11 protein-coding genes are annotated in these 15,727 nt (G+C 40.8%); 5 read left to right on the top strand and 6 right to left on the bottom strand.

Annotated elements, in window-relative coordinates; all coding sequences use genetic code 11:
- Nucleotides 1-2,188: methionine synthase (gene metH / locus JR005_RS14295; protein ID WP_228731722.1), on the bottom strand; the 2,188-nt coding region annotated here is incomplete at its 3' end.
- 437 nt (nucleotides 2,189-2,625) lie between these two features.
- Here metH and JR005_RS00400 point away from each other — a divergent pair.
- Nucleotides 2,626-4,257, top strand: a complete 1,632-nt coding sequence (locus tag JR005_RS00400; RefSeq protein WP_004996551.1) for an inorganic phosphate transporter — start codon at nucleotides 2,626-2,628, stop codon at nucleotides 4,255-4,257.
- Between the two features lie 148 nt (nucleotides 4,258-4,405).
- Nucleotides 4,406-5,743, top strand: a complete 1,338-nt coding sequence (locus JR005_RS00395) for a D-serine ammonia-lyase (protein ID WP_034699972.1) — start codon at nucleotides 4,406-4,408, stop codon at nucleotides 5,741-5,743.
- A gap of 73 nt (nucleotides 5,744-5,816) precedes the next feature.
- Here the strand turns inward: JR005_RS00395 and JR005_RS00390 are convergent, their stop codons facing one another.
- The 5 genes from JR005_RS00390 to JR005_RS00370 form a co-directional block, all read right to left on the bottom strand.
- The gene (locus JR005_RS00390; RefSeq protein WP_004996560.1) at nucleotides 5,817-6,185 is read right to left on the bottom strand and encodes a DUF1090 family protein; all 369 of its coding nucleotides are present in this window, start codon (nucleotides 6,183-6,185) and stop codon (nucleotides 5,817-5,819) included.
- A 142-nt stretch (nucleotides 6,186-6,327) separates the two neighbouring features.
- Nucleotides 6,328-7,860 (bottom strand): hypothetical protein, encoded by a 1,533-nt coding sequence (locus JR005_RS00385; RefSeq protein ID WP_004996562.1) that lies wholly within the window; start codon nucleotides 7,858-7,860, stop codon nucleotides 6,328-6,330.
- Nucleotides 7,861-8,008: 148 nt separating this feature from the next.
- Nucleotides 8,009-9,007, bottom strand: a complete 999-nt coding sequence (locus JR005_RS00380; RefSeq protein ID WP_218665372.1) for an SUMF1/EgtB/PvdO family nonheme iron enzyme — start codon at nucleotides 9,005-9,007, stop codon at nucleotides 8,009-8,011.
- Entirely contained in the window at nucleotides 9,004-10,686 is a 1,683-nt protein-coding gene (locus JR005_RS00375) for an arylsulfatase (protein WP_218665371.1), read from the bottom strand. Before JR005_RS00375 ends, JR005_RS00380 begins: the two co-directional genes overlap by 4 nt.
- Before the next feature lie 184 nt (nucleotides 10,687-10,870).
- Nucleotides 10,871-11,488 (bottom strand): rhomboid family intramembrane serine protease, encoded by a 618-nt coding sequence (locus JR005_RS00370; protein ID WP_010588749.1) that lies wholly within the window; start codon nucleotides 11,486-11,488, stop codon nucleotides 10,871-10,873.
- A 162-nt stretch (nucleotides 11,489-11,650) separates the two neighbouring features.
- Between JR005_RS00370 and nfuA the strand changes: the two genes are divergently transcribed.
- The 3 genes from nfuA to JR005_RS00355 all read left to right on the top strand — a co-directional run.
- The gene (nfuA, locus tag JR005_RS00365; protein WP_004990256.1) at nucleotides 11,651-12,289 is read left to right on the top strand and encodes a Fe-S biogenesis protein NfuA; all 639 of its coding nucleotides are present in this window, start codon (nucleotides 11,651-11,653) and stop codon (nucleotides 12,287-12,289) included.
- 187 nt (nucleotides 12,290-12,476) lie between these two features.
- Complete coding sequence (locus tag JR005_RS00360; protein WP_004990254.1) at nucleotides 12,477-14,621, top strand: TonB-dependent receptor domain-containing protein; 2,145 nt, start codon at nucleotides 12,477-12,479, stop codon at nucleotides 14,619-14,621.
- Between the two features lie 210 nt (nucleotides 14,622-14,831).
- Nucleotides 14,832-15,727 (top strand): TonB-dependent receptor plug domain-containing protein (locus JR005_RS00355; protein WP_218665370.1); only part of this gene is annotated, 896 nt, incomplete at its 3' end.

The following is a 15,727-nucleotide window of genomic DNA, read 5'->3' as shown; positions in this document are numbered from 1 at the left end:
CTGCTTGTTTCATGACACGTGCAGATTTGACCACTTGTGGAAGGAACATTTTTCCTGAACCAAACAAGTCACCCACCACGTTCATGCCATCCATCAACGCACCTTCAATCACATCGAGTGGGCGTTTAGCTTTTAAACGTGCTTCTTCAGTATCTTCATCAATATATGTGGTGATTCCTTTTACCAACGCATATTCAAGACGTTTTTCAACCGATTCATTGCGCCATTCAAGGTTTTCAGCTTCGCGTTGTGCGCCACTATGACCACGGAACTTCTCTGCCACTTCAAGCAGTTTCTCTGTGGCGTTTTGACCGCTTGCACCTTGGTTCTGATTCAGAACAACATCTTCAACCGCTTCTTTCAGTTCTTTGGGAATATCATCATAAATCGCCATTTGACCCGCATTGACGATCCCCATAGTCATGCCTTGTTTGATGGCATGATAAAGGAATACCGAGTGGATCGCTTCACGCACAGGTTCATTACCACGGAACGAGAACGATACGTTAGAGACACCGCCCGAAATCATGGCATGCGGCAAGTTCTGTTTGATCCAGCCCGTCGCTTCAATAAAGTCTACGCCGTAGTTATTATGTTCTTCGATCCCTGTTGCCACCGCAAATACGTTCGGATCAAAAATAATATCTTCAGCAGGGTAGCCCACTTCATTGACCAAAATGTCATAAGAACGTTTACAAATTTCACGTTTACGTGCAGCGGTATCGGCCTGACCTGTTTCATCAAAAGCCATGACAATAATTGCAGCACCATACTGGCGGCATAAACGTGCTTTTTCGACAAACTCGTCATAACCTTCTTTTAGGGAAATCGAATTGACCACAGGTTTACCCTGTACGCATTTCAAGCCCGCTTCAATGATGTCCCATTTCGATGAGTCAATCATGATCGGTACGCGAGAAATATCAGGTTCAGACGCCACCAGATTCAAAAAATGCACCATCGCATTTTGCGAATCGAGCATCCCTTCATCCATGTTGATGTCAATGATCTGCGCGCCAGCTTCGACTTGTTGTTGAGCGACTTCCAAAGCTTCGGCAAAGTTTTCTTCACGGATTAAGCGCAGGAATTTTTTTGAGCCTGTGACGTTGGTACGTTCACCGACATTGACGAATAGTGAATCATCATAAATGTTAAAGGGTTCTAAACCACTTAAGCGGCAAGCAGGTCTTGTTTCAGGAATTTGACGTGGTGGAATATCTTTAACCGCATTGGCAATCGCACGGATATGATCGGGGGTAGTACCACAACAACCACCTGTAATATTGATCAGACCACTTTCAGCAAATTCTTTTAAAAATGCTGCAGTTTGCTCTGGCGTTTCATCATATTCACCAAAGGCATTGGGTAAGCCCGCATTTGGATGCGCTGAAACAAAAGTATCTGCCACATCACTAATGGTTTTGACGTGTGGACGCATTGCATCTGCACCCAAGGCACAGTTAAAACCAATTGAGAGTAGGTCACCATGACGCACCGAGTTCCAAAAGGCTTCGGCTGTTTGACCAGTTAAAGTACGACCTGATGCATCGGTAATGGTGCCTGAAATCATCAAGGGTAATTCACGGCCAATCTGCTTAAACACTTCTTTGACCGCAAAAATCGCAGCTTTACAGTTTAAGGTATCGAACACCGTTTCGATCAAAAGAATATCTGCACCACCTTCGATGAGTGCATGCGTCGCTTCAATATAATTTTCTTTCAGTTCATCAAAAGTGATGTTACGAAATGCAGGATCGTTGACATTCGGCGAAATTGAACAGGTACGAGATGTTGGTCCAAGTACACCCGCCACAAAACGCGGTTTTTCTGGGGTGGAGTATTTGTCACAGGCTGCACGTGCCAAACGCGCTGCTTCACGGTTAATCTCTGGAACCAGATCTTCCATGTGATAATCCGACATGGAAACACGAGTGCCATTAAAGCTATTGGTTTCAATTATGTCTGCGCCTGCATCCAGATAGGCTTCATGTATGCCCTGAATAATGTGCGGCTGAGTGAGTACCAGTAAATCGTTATTGCCTTTAAGGTCAGATGCCCAGTCTGCAAAACGTTCCCCACGATAATCTTCTTCTTCGAGTTTATGGCGTTGAATCATCGTTCCCATCGCACCATCAATAATCAGGATACGTTGGGCAAGAAGTGATTTCAGGGTGGCAAGCGTGGACATAAGAACCCCAGATAGATTTAAAAGGCGCGTTATTGTAACAGAATCCCTCACAATAAGTGGCTTTGATTGATCGCCGAGACGGTCAAACACAGATTCATAACATTCAGAATTGAGATGGTGACGATTTCATCAAAATGCAATATTCCTGTTTCAAAATAGCTTTGTATGAAATGTAACATCGGAAATGTGACCAGCTGTCATAATTTCATCATATTTGCTTCAAAATACAACAATTGAATGTCATGATGGTTTTTGTGTTTTAAGTTTTTGTATTTATTTGTTTTTATTGATTGTGTTGGCATAAAATTAAACTAAAAAATGCCTTTTATGAGGTCAAGTGTTTAAAAAATGACTTCATTAGACCCCTATTTGTCATATAATTGTCATAATTTAATTTAAGAATATGGGGATTTTAACGATCCTCTTGAACCGTCTACATGAATTCAAATCTTCCTCCCGTTTCGGATTCAAATCATGTCGAAGCTGGACATGTTCAATCGACGAATGTACATGTACCCACACCGAAGTTTTTTATGCCGGTGTTTTTTACGGTTATTATTGCAACCCTGATTTACATCGCTGTACAGGTGAATGCTGATTTGGCGCATGTGCCTGCACTTAGTTTATATTCCGTGATCTTGCTGGCAACAGCACTTTTTATTGCTTTGGGATTTGAGTTTGTAAACGGTTTTCATGACACAGCCAATGCTGTGGCAACGGTCATTTACACTAACGCATTGCCTGCACCTGTCGCCGTAATGTGGGCAGGTTTTTGTAATTTTCTGGGTGTTATGGTCGCAAGCGGGGCAGTGGCCTACGGTATTATTGCATTATTACCTGTTGAATTAATTATGAATGTCAGCAGTGGTGCTGGCTTTGCCATGGTTTTTGCTTTGCTGATTGCTGCGATTATCTGGAATTTGGGAACCTGGTTTTTAGGGATTCCTGCATCAAGTTCACATACCTTGATCGGTTCGATTTTGGGTGTGGGCATTATGAACCATCTGATTAATGCTGCAACGGGTAGTACCAGTGGCATCGATATGGATCAGGTGATTAAAGTGGGTAAAGCTTTACTATTTTCGCCACTAATCGGTTTTGCTTTTGCTGCTATTTTATTCCTACTGGTGAAAAAAGTATTTAAACGCCAACTTGAACTGTTTCAGCCACCTGAAGGCAATAAGCCACCACCACCTATCATTCGTGCCATTTTGATTTTTACCTGTACAGGCGTGAGCTTTGCGCATGGTTCTAATGATGGTCAAAAAGGAATGGGCTTAATCATGCTGGTGTTGATTGGCTTGGTGCCGATGGCTTATTCATTAAATAAGAGTCTAGATGCACAGCAATTGCAAACCTTTGAACAATTATCTGGTCAGACTTCTTCTGTTCTTTATACTCAGCATACAGATATGCAAGATGAAAAAGCACGTGTCATTTTGACCAAGTATATTCAAACCAAACAGCAAACTCCTGATGTGGTTCCTGCATTAGCCAGTTTGACCGATCATTTGGGTCAACGTGTCGGTAGTTATGGAAGTTTGAAAGATATTCCTGAAGATGCGATTGGTAATATCCGTAATGACATGTACTTAAGTACCACTACATTTAAGCGTCTGGATAAAGCTGAAGCACTTCCTGCAATGACAGCCGATCAGCAAAAAGTAGTGAAACAGTACCGCGATAGTCTGGACTCTTTCCTACAATATATTCCAACTTGGGTCAAAGTTGCTGTGGCATTGGCACTGGGTCTGGGAACCATGGTGGGTTGGAAACGAATTGTGGTGACTGTTGGTGAGCGTATTGGTAAACACCATATGACTTATGGTCAAGGCATGTCTGCTGAGTTGGTGGCGATGAGTACCATTGCAGCAGCGGATGGTCTTGGTATGCCTGTCTCTACTACGCATGTACTGAATAGTGCAGTGGCAGGGACAATGGTTGCCAATAAATCTGGCTTAAACTTTAATACGGTGAAAACCATTTTATCGGCTTGGGTCTTTACCTTACCTGCAACCATTTGTTTATCGGGTGGTCTGTACTGGTTGTTCCTACAATTTGTTGGATAAATCCCGAGTTTGTACAATCGAATTTATAGAGTTGAAAAGGTCACATCAGTGACCTTTTTTATTCTCTAAAATTTTTATGTGAAGATCGCTTTCTTTTTAGCGAATGTTTGCTACTTTGTGATGAAAACCCATGTTGAAACCCATCAAAATGACTGCTTTAAATTTAGATCAATTACAACAAGACCCATTGATTCAGATTTTACAGCAATACCAACCTGTGTTTTGGTTTCCACCTGAAACGATACCATTAAAACAAGCGCTACAGCATGTGGGTCTAACCCGAGCCGATATTGAGGATGCAGAAGCTCGCTTACAACGTTTTGCTCCATTTATTGCTCAAGTTTTTCCTGAAACTCAAAAACAGCAAGGTATCATTGAATCCGATTTGGTTCGTATTGCACAGATGCAACAGCTGCTTTCAGAACAATGGAAAATTCCATTACAGGGACAATGGTGGCTGAAACAAGATAGTCATTTACCTATATCTGGTTCGATTAAAGCGCGTGGAGGTATTTATGAAGTGCTTGCTCATGCTGAAAAGTTAGCTTTGGCTGCTGGGCTAATTTCTTTAGAAGATAATTATCGAAAATTTGATTCGGATGAGTTTAGAGCCTTTTTTCACAATTATCAGATCGCTGTTGGCTCGACAGGAAATCTGGGACTTTCAATTGGGATCATGAGTGCCAAACTGGGTTTTCGGGTTTCGGTGCATATGTCTGCTGATGCAAGACAATGGAAAAAAGATAAACTGCGCTCTTTAGGGGTTAATGTCGTTGAATATGCCAGTGATTATGGTGTCGCCGTTGAACAGGGGCGTAAAGCTGCTGAGGCTGATCCAAACTGCTTTTTTATCGATGATGAAAATTCCAAAACTTTATTTCTAGGTTATGCAGTAGCAGGGTTAAGACTCAAACAGCAATTATTTGAGCGTCATCAAGTGGTCGATGCCGCACATCCATTATTTGTGTATTTGCCTTGTGGCGTGGGTGGTGGGCCTGGGGGAGTCAGCTTTGGTCTTAAACAGGCTTTTGGTGAGCACGTACATTGTATCTTTGCAGAACCCACCCATTCGCCATGCATGCTACTTGGTGTTTATACGGGTTTACACGATCGAATTAGTGTCAATGATATTGGGCTGGATAATCAGACCGCCGCAGATGGTCTTGCCGTTGGACGCGCTTCTGGTTTTGTTGGCCGTGCCATGCAAGGACTGATTGATGGTTATTACACTCTTTCTGATCAAAGTTTATATGCGTTGATTGGGCAACTTAATCAATCAGAACAGATTCAACTTGAACTCTCTGCTGCGGCAGGATTCATGGGTGGCTATCACACAACTGTCCAAACATCTTATCAGCAATTACATCAGTTTACGCCATCTCAATTAGCCAATGCCACGCATATCATTTGGGCAACAGGTGGAGGGATGGTGCCACCCGATGAAATGCAAAGATATCTGCTTCAGAGTCAAAGCCTGCTAACTTAGTACGTACACGGATGTCTTCATTGACGAGGTATTAAGCTCGGATTTATTCAAATCAAGCAGTCAAATCACCGTATTAACTGGTGGTTTGTATTTGCTCAAGTTCAAACAGCGCTTGATTTAACTCTTGTTGTTTCTTTAATGCTTTCTGGGTATCCTGATTTTGTTGGGCTTTATAAAGTTCGGCCTTTAGTTTTTCAATTTTATACTCAGTTTGTAGCTGCTTTTTAATTTGAGTAGGAGTGTCGTCTTGGCAATAACGATCAACATTTTGAATGGCTCGTTTTAAGCCTGCAACCCGATAGCTACTCGCATATTTTTCAGCATAACGAAGTTGATTGCTGAGTTCTTGTTTTTTAATTTCACAATTTTGTGCAGCAAAAGTAGGGGAGATACCGATCATAATTGTCGCCAAAATAACGACTACTTTTTGGACATGATTCATCAGACTAAAACCGTATAAATAAAATCAACTTTAAACATGGCAATTGATTAAACTTACGTTTAGGAATAATCATATTTGCCATGCTTAAAGCCTAATTTATCAAGTCTGATCCGATAAATATTGGCATTTAAAACAGTGTTGTTTATCCTTTTTTCAAAGGGATTTTATCACTGACAAAACCATAAATTACAGCAAAAGGTAGAGCGGTTCTTGCCAGATAAGCCACGCGCCACAATCCACCATGATTAGCACCTTGCATCATCAACTCTAGAGGATGCTCAAGTGGTGTTTCTGGGTTGGCAAAAGCCTGATCATTTCTTAAGTCGTGAACCCAAAGTGCAGCCATAATTGCATTGGTGGTTTCTGGACTAAAGGCTTCGACATCAAACAAATCAGCGCCATTAAATGCAGCTTTTAACAACGGATTCTTGGTAACTGAATGGGTGGTAGTAGAGGGTGCAATATTGATGCTCACGCGTTGTCCTTGGTGGCGCGCCAATGTTGCTCGCCATTGCTGGATCCGCTTTGCCAAGGCATAGTTTGGTCCTTGTTCAAGCACTAAACAATCTGCAATTCCATATTTTTTCCCATTATCAGAAGCGATCAGACTTGAATCGTTGGTTTTAAAGAAATGTTTGAGTGAAAGTGTCGAAATCCCTTTGGTCAGTAACTTTTGCAGGCTAGAGCGATCCAGAGATTTTTGCTGTGCTGCCGCAACAACCTCTTTAGGTACCGCATAGACATCAGTCGGTGTGCACATAAACATCAGACTGGTGTTGGCTTTGCGTTCACTCACTAAGCTCATAATCGTATCCATTGCTATCGAAACACGGACATGTTTTTCACCATCCAGATAGGCAATGGCCGCTAAATCCAGACTTTGTTCAAATTTGATTAGCCATTCAGCAATTTCAGGTAATTGCGTCAGTAGGTTTGCACCCAGTTTGTCCTTAAGGTCATAAGACGGGGTTGTATCATGGATAGGGTTCAGACTTGGTGCAATGAGAGTGGCATTGCCTTTTTGGATGGTGGTTAATATTTTTTCCCAAACTTTGGCATTGGGTAAATCAACCGCGACAATATTCGCTTTCCATTTGGCAAGCCATGTTAGTGGGCCCGCTTCAGATGCCGCCCCAAAAAGTACCATAGTACGATCAGACAAATCGAACCATTCAGGATGTGCATGAACTTCTCTTAATGCTGTGGCATGACTCGGTTCAATGATTCCACGCTGTTCCCAATTTGAAATTTGATCAAGCAGTGCTTGTCCTTGTAGTTTTTGACCATGATAAGGCACATACCATTCAGGTTTTTCCTGACTTTCACCTTTAATGATCACTGTATTAAATTCTGCAATATCAGGTATCCGTGGTACATCTTTGAGTAAGTATTGCTCACCATTTCGATAAAATTCAAAACTATGATGTGCTTTATGCAAGCCTTGTTTTGCAATGGTAATTGGGTTGACTGTTTTTTCGATACCCAGCTTGACCAAAGCATTAAAATAGGTCGGATAATTTTTACGCCAGTCTTTTTCTTTTGCAGCCTGTTGAGAAATTTTATGATCCACTAAAGACAATGCTTCCGAGATAATTGCCTTGCCTGTTTGTGAAGTACTTGGCTTCTGAGTTGCAGGATTGACTGGGAACTGCAAACCTTCAATTGGACTGGACATGCAAAAAAACTCACTTTAAATGGCATTAATATACAGATGTAAACATTATCTATGCCAACTTACTTTCACGGTTGGCATTAACTACCAAAATTGCAAGAAAGCGTTAAATCTGGTGTCTACTCGTAAATTAAGATACTGAGGTTTTGTATTATTCTCTCATGATGGTACGAAATCCGACATGACTGGTGGCTAAATCAAACTCTTGCGGATGGCGACTACTGTTACGAAAACGTGCGCAATAGTTATCTGCACATAAATATGAGCCGCCTTTAATCACGAAGTTCTGGCTAGGTATATTGGTTTGGCGCAGATGTTGATAATCCCCCATATGTTCATCGTGTGCACCCTGATAAACAGAAGATGTCCACTCCCAGACATTGCCGATCGTGTCATAGAGTTGAAAATTATTTGCCGCAAAACACCCAACGGGTGCGACACCCTCAAATTGATCTTGCTTTGTATTGTGAAATGGGAACTCACCCTGCCAATAATTGGCTTGGGGATGTTGATGATGATCCATGGGGGCTTGGTGCAAGGGGGTATCTTGAGTTTGTCCTGCTTTGGCGGCATATTCCCACTCTATTTCAGAAGGTAAATCTCGACCTAGCCAGACAGCATAATGTTCGGCATCATTTTTCGTGACAAAACGGACAGGTTCGTTGGGTAATGCTTTTTCTGCTTGTGGCCCATTTGGCCTTTGCCAAGTGTAGCCAGATTTAAGCTGCCACCATTGTTCCGGATGATTAGCATCGGGTAAAAATACCGCAGCCTGTTTTTGTCGTTCAGCATCAGTGATATAGCCTGTTGCTTGAACAAAGCTTGCAAACTGTGCCACTGTGACTTCAGTCTGATCGATCCAGAAGCCAGCTACCTGCCGCTTTTTTTCTCCAAAATTAATTTCATCGGGATAAGCCAGATTTGAACCCAGATTGACTGTACCCGAGTCGACCCAAACCATACCTGCGTGATTATTCTTTCGCCATTGATCTGGCAATCCTGAATAATTTTTGCAGGTTGAGAGTGAGCCAAGTGTTAATAATGCTGGTGTCGGGTCATCTTTTTTATTAGGGAATACAGGTTGCGATGTTTGGCTACAGCCAGCCAGTAACAAGCTGTAGCCTAAAATTGAAAGGAATACCGCTTTCATTGAACAAGATATTCCTTTACACCATTTTGTTGCGTGTATTGTTGATAGACTTTAACCAATTCCTGAACTTTATCTGGATAGGTATTTGCCAGATTTTGATTCTCACCACGATCTTGTTTCAGGTTATATAGCTCCCATGTTCCAGTACCAAGATTGGCTTTGCCTTGTAATGCGATTTTCCAGTCTCCTTGTTTCGCATATTTATTACCATGTAGTTCATCTGCAAAGCTGAATCCGTCAGGGCGAATCGTTGTTGCTTTATTTTCCAGAACCGCTTTCCACGAACGTCCGCTTGGCGTATTGATATTGCGACCTTTATATTGACCTTGTGGAATATTGATATTGGCATAATCCAGAACGGTCGGGAATACATCCAAGACCGATGCAAAGCTGTTATGAATCGGTTGTATCTTATTTTGGTGCGGCAGTTTTACGATGGCTGGAGCGGTGGTTGCACCTTCACCTGCGGTATTTTTCCAAAGATGAAACGGGGCAGCACTGACTTCAGCCCAGCGAGGACCAATAAAGGTATAAGAATTATCTGTACCCAAACCAGTCAATGAATTATCCACCTGAGCGCCTGCATTTGCGCTACCTGTTGATCCTTCTGCGCCATTATCAGACACAAAGAAAATCAAGGTATTGTCATATAAACCATTGGCTTTTAAATATTGAATCAGGCGTCCAATGTTGGCATCCAGATTTTCGACCATGCCCGCATAGATTTCCATATTACGCGCTTCAAGCGCCTTACGTTCTGGGCTGAGTTCACTCCATCGGCCAGACTGTGCAGGCGCATTTGCTGTTGCAATAGGTTCGGCGGAAACAAAATTGGCTGGAATGATGCCTAACTGTTTTTGTTTCGCGATGCGTGCATTGCGAATGGCGTCATAACCTACATCATAGACCCCTTTATATTTATTACGGTATTCTGCTGGCGCTTGAATCGGCCAGTGAGGGGCTGTATATGCCGCATAGGCAAAAAATGGCTTACCAATGTTCTTGCCTGACTCTAAGTATTCAATGAGTTTGTCGGTGTAATAATTGGTTGAAAAGAAATTATCTGGCAAAGAAGACAGTGGAACGACTTGACCATCTTCGGTGTAGGTTGCATTGCGATTATAGCCTGTTGGGGCGCGCTTAAAGTGCAAGTCAAAACCTTGTAACAAGGTAAATGAATGATCAAAACCGCGCGCTTGTGCATTGGTTTCAGGCGTTAACCCCAGATGCCACTTTCCACTAATATATGTTCGATAGCCATTGTCTCGTAGTACTTCGGCAATCGATAGCGAACGTTCATTTAAGTAACCTTCATAACCTGGCTGCCCTTTAAGATGGCTGGGTGTAAGTTCAGCCATCGCTCCGATACCTGCCAAATGGTGATCTGTGCCTGAAATCAGCTGTGATCGAGTCGGAGAACAGGTTGGGGCAGTGTGATAATCACTCAATAAACGGCCTTCATTGGCGAGGGCATCCAGATTCGGAGTGTGAATTTCTCCACCAAAAGCCCCTATATCTGAATAACCCAGATCATCTGCCATAATGAACAAAACGTTTGGTTTTTTTGCTTCTACCACAGGTGTAGATGTCGCAGATGTGTCATTGTTATCGTGACACGCACTCAAAGATAAACTTAAAAGGATGAAACTTAAGCTTAAGACAAGTGGTTGTTTTTTCATGATTAAAGCATTATTGTAAAACTCAACCCAGCTTAACCATAGCGTTTTGATTTTTTAAATAATTAGTTCGGGAAACATCTGCATAAATAATGCTGAACATTTTTTGATATAACTAAATTCCTGACTGTGAAAAAGCCCCGAAGGGCTTCAAAAAGATAGAAATTAAATTAAAAAAGAGAGCCAATCAAAAAGGCAATTGAGTCAGCTTATTTAAGAAATGCTGAATCAAACGAGGTTCTAAGATGATGGTCATCACTACACCGTAAGCCGCTCCCCACAAATGCGCGCTGTGATTGATATTACTGTTGCCGCGTTTACCTGACCAGACACTATATCCCACATATAAAACTGCAAAAATAATCGCAGGCACAGGAATAAAAAATACCAAAATCAATTTCCAAGGTTCAAACAAGATATAAGCAAATAGTACTGCTGAAACCGCACCTGATGCCCCTAAACTTGCCCAATTGGTATCATTTTTATGTTTTAAATAACTTGGCAAAATCGCAAAAATCAGACCGCCAAGATAAAACAGCACAAAGCCAAGATCGTAAAAAAACTGACGATAAAAACTTTCAATCACACTGCCAAAGAAAAACAGGGTAATCATATTAAACAATAAATGAGTCCCATCGGCATGTACAAAGCCATGCGTAATAAAGCGGTCATATTGTCCACGTTGCATGGCTGGCGGCCAGAAAATCAGACGATTCATGATATTCTGGTTGGAAAAGGCCATGAGGGAGACAATCATGGTAATCGCGATAAGCGTAATCGTATGATTAAAAGGCAAATGAAACATAGTGAAATTTATAAATAATATTAACGTTAACTGCCATAATGCCATTAAAAAAACAACAGAGCACATAATTTCCTATGAATAAATCCGACAATTTTGGTTGATTTTTTTTAATTCTCCCGCATCTTCAGTTAAAATAAGCGCTTCAGCTTGAGGATCATGATTATGTCGACTGAGAACACCAACACTGTGGTTGCAGAAGAAATTCCCAACCTTTTGATTACTCCAACTGCACAAGAGTATTTAAGTGACTTGTTGGACAAACAAAATACTCCAGGGATTGGCGTTCGTATTTTTGTTGAGCATCCAGGTACTCCACGTGCTGAATGTTGTATGGCATACAGTGCGCCTGATGAAGTCGTGCCGACTGACTATAAACAAGATTATGCTGCATTTCCTGCTTATATTGACCAGCCATCTATTCCTTATTTATTAGATGCCGTGATTGACTACAACAAAGACCGTTTTGGTGGTCAATTGACTTTCCGTGCGCCTAACTCAAAAGTGCCGCGTGTCGGGCCTGATGCATCGATTGAAGAGCGTATTACTTATATCCTTCAGTCAGAGATTAATCCTGGTTTGGAAGGACATGGGGGTAATTGTGCTTTAGTAGAAGTACAAAATGATTCTGAAAAAGGTTTAACTGCTGTACTTAAATTTGGTGGCGGTTGTCAGGGCTGTTCAGCAATTGATGTGACTCTTAAACAAGGTGTTGAAACTACTTTACGTCAACATATACCTGAGTTACAGCGTGTCGTAGACCAAACTGACCATTCACAGTCGGAAGGTGCATATTTCAAATAATTTTTTGAAATATGTAGAAAACCTCTAATTCGTTAGAGGTTTTTTTTGGCCTAAAATCGGATTTATAAATAAAATAGATTAAAATAATGATAATTATTATCATTAGTATTGTTTTTTATATATGAATTGTTACAATGCAATCGTTTTTTTAAGCTTCTTTTAATATTTCTTAAAATAGGGGATGAAAATGTCTCAACCTATATTACGCACAGTTCTCTCAGCTGCAATTGCAGCGACACTTTTTTCAATGGTTCATGCAGCGGAAGATAGCACTGTAAATGCTGAACAAAGTACTACACAAACAGATTCAGCAAAATTAGAAAAAATTGTTTTAACTGCTAGTGGTCAGGCAGTCGATTTAAAAGAGGCTCCAGCTTCTATTTCTGTGATTACTGCTGAGGAAATAGAAAAACGTCCAGTATCAAGTCTGGCCGATTTATTAAAACGTGTGCCAGGCGTAACAGGTGGTTTAAGTACAAATGGCGACGGATCAAAAATAAAATTACGTGGTTTACCAGATAATTACACACTGATATTGATTGATGGTAAGCGGATTGGTTCATCACGTGATACCAATTATCGTCCAGATTTAGGAAGACAGGATCTAAACTGGATTACTCCAGATATGATTGAACGGATTGAAGTGGTACGGGGGCCAATGTCATCTCTTTATGGTTCAGATGCAATGGGAGGTGTAATCAATATCATTACGAAAAAAATTCAGGATCACTGGACAGGTAGTGCAACTTATAATTATACCCAGCCAACGACATCTGGAGATAAAGGACGTACTTTCCAAACGGGTGCTGTAGTGAGTGGGCCATTAGCTGATAATGTTGGATTGCGTTTAAATGCGAGTCAGATTCGTCGGGAATCTGATAAAGGTTACACAGTAACCAGCCCTCCTAGAGGTGGTGATGCAAATTTAAATAATGTTGAAGGTACAACAGGTTACGTTAATAATAACTTCGGTAGCCAATTAAACTTTCGATTAAATGAAAATCATGATTTATCGTTGGAAGCGACCTACGGTATCGAAAAGAATTTAAAAGCCAAAGGAGTGACTACCCAAAATGGAGCAACAGGAGCAATCACTGGTCAAAATACAAATCAGAGTTGGGGAGCTGATAAATTAGAAAAACAAGGTTATGTGGCATCTTGGGATGGCAAATGGGGACATGAAATTACCTCAAAATTATCTGCTTATTACAATGATTATGATCAATCTGGCGATGGCTTAACCGCAAAATCCAATGAATCAATTGTTGAAGGACAGGTCAATTTACCTTTTAATCTCATTGTACCGAATAAGTTGACTTTGGGCGGACAATGGCGTCGATCAGAGCTTAATAATACAGATACAATTGGTACACCGATTAAAGATGCCAATGGTAACGTAGTACCTAGCTATGATGGTGCGGATTATGCTGGTAATGCTAAGCTCGAAGGTAAAACATGGGCTGTATTTATTGAAGATACTTTAGATTTGAGTGATAAATTTAAATTAACCTTGGGTAATCGTTATGACCACGATGAAAAATTTGGGGATCATAATAGTCCAAGAGCTTATCTGGTCTTTTTACCAAGCGAAGATTGGGCGATTAAAGGTGGAGTAGCAAGTGGTTTTCGTGCACCTACCATTAAAGAAAGTACTGCTGGTGCTGCAACGCAGTCAGGAGGTAATGGTTGTACCTCTTTAGCTTCAATGGGATACATTTCTGGTGGTTGTTATATGGCGGGCAATGCTGATTTGCAACCAGAAAAAAGCACAAACTATGAAATTGGAGTGAATTACACAGGCTTTGGTACAGATATTAATCTGACTTATTTCTACACAGACTTTGAAAATAAAATTGAATATGCACCGCTAGGTCGAATTAATGGTGTTTGGTGGACTCAGCTCAGAAATATACAAAAAGCAAGAACAGAAGGTCTGGAGTTTAGTGCAGCAATCCCTGTGACTGATCAACTCAAATGGACCAATAGTGCAACGTACTTCTTTGAAGCAAAAAATCTGGATACAGGTGCAGCCTTAATTAATACTCCAGAATTAACAGCGACTTCTTCTTTAGACTATCTTATTAATGATGCTTGGGCGGTAAACCTGTTAGCAGAATATACTGGAAAACAATATTCAACCACAGTCACGAAAGATACAACGTTGCAAAAAGCCCATACAGTTTTGGGTTTAGCGACAAATTATGATGTCAATGACGATATTACTATCCGTGCAGGTATGAATAATTTGTTAAACAAAAAGTTAGCGCGAAGTACCTCTGGATACTATTTAGAAGGTCAATCAGCATTTGTGGGAATGACATATCGATTCTAAGAATTAATTTAATCTAAGAATCTTAAAAGACGCCTCGTGCGTCTTTTTTTACCTAAAATTTATTATTAAAATTTCCTAAATAATTTGATTGTTGGTTAAATCATTAATAATAATAATTCTCGTTTTTATTGAATTTTACAATTTGTTTGCTAAAATGCCTGCGAGTTTTAAGCTTATTTTAAGTTTTTAAGAAATCATAAGGGGTGGGAAATGATTCGGCGTTCACTTTTAGCGGCATCAGTTTTGTCAAGTATGTCTGCTATTGCAAATACTGAAATTAATCAAGATGGTGCGATCAGTAACAAACCGACGGAACAGGTAAAACTTGAGACCATCGTTGTTACTGCTACAGGTTACGAACAGGACGTCTCTAAAGCACCTGCATCTATGACCGTCATTAGCCGTGAAGAGCTGGATAAACGTGAATATAACGATATAACTGATGTGCTTAGAAATACGCCAGGGGTGGTCATTTCAGGTTCAGGTTCTGCTCAGACGGTCAGTATCCGTGGTATGTCATCAAACTACACGCTATTTTTGGTCGATGGTAAACGTCAATATTCTAAAGATGTAAACCCTAATGGGGATGATAACGGATTTGAAAAAAATATCTTGCCACCAATAGCGGCAATTGAACGTATCGAAATTATTCGGGGACCTGCGTCAACGTTATATGGTACGGATGCCATGGGTGGTGTCATCAATATCATTACTAAAAAAGTAAGTGATGAGTGGACAGGTACAGTTGAGTTAGGTACGGTCATTCAGGATCAAGGCGATGCTGGAGATATTAAGAATGGATCGGTTTATCTTGCAGGACCACTTATTCCAAATAAGCTAGGTTTACAACTCAATGTTAATAAACAAGAACGTGAAGAAGACCAATATGTCGGTGGTTTTCGTGGTAATGAACGAGAAAGCTTAAATACACGTTTAACCTATTTGATTAATGATCATCATGACCTTGCTTTAGATGCTAATTTTGTTAAACAAGAAAGTAAATCGACGGTCGGAAAAACAGTGGAAGCTGTAGCCAATGCAGCTGATTCATCTTCACGCAATTATCGCGATGTTTATTCGATTACACATAATGGGCGTTATACAGA

Origin of the sequence: Acinetobacter sp. Colony158, assembly GCF_019264745.1 — a bacterium.
Lineage (GTDB): Bacteria > Pseudomonadota > Gammaproteobacteria > Pseudomonadales > Moraxellaceae > Acinetobacter > Acinetobacter ursingii.
The sequence above is the reverse complement of the archived record's forward strand: the minus strand, read 5'-3'. Positions and strand labels throughout refer to the sequence as shown.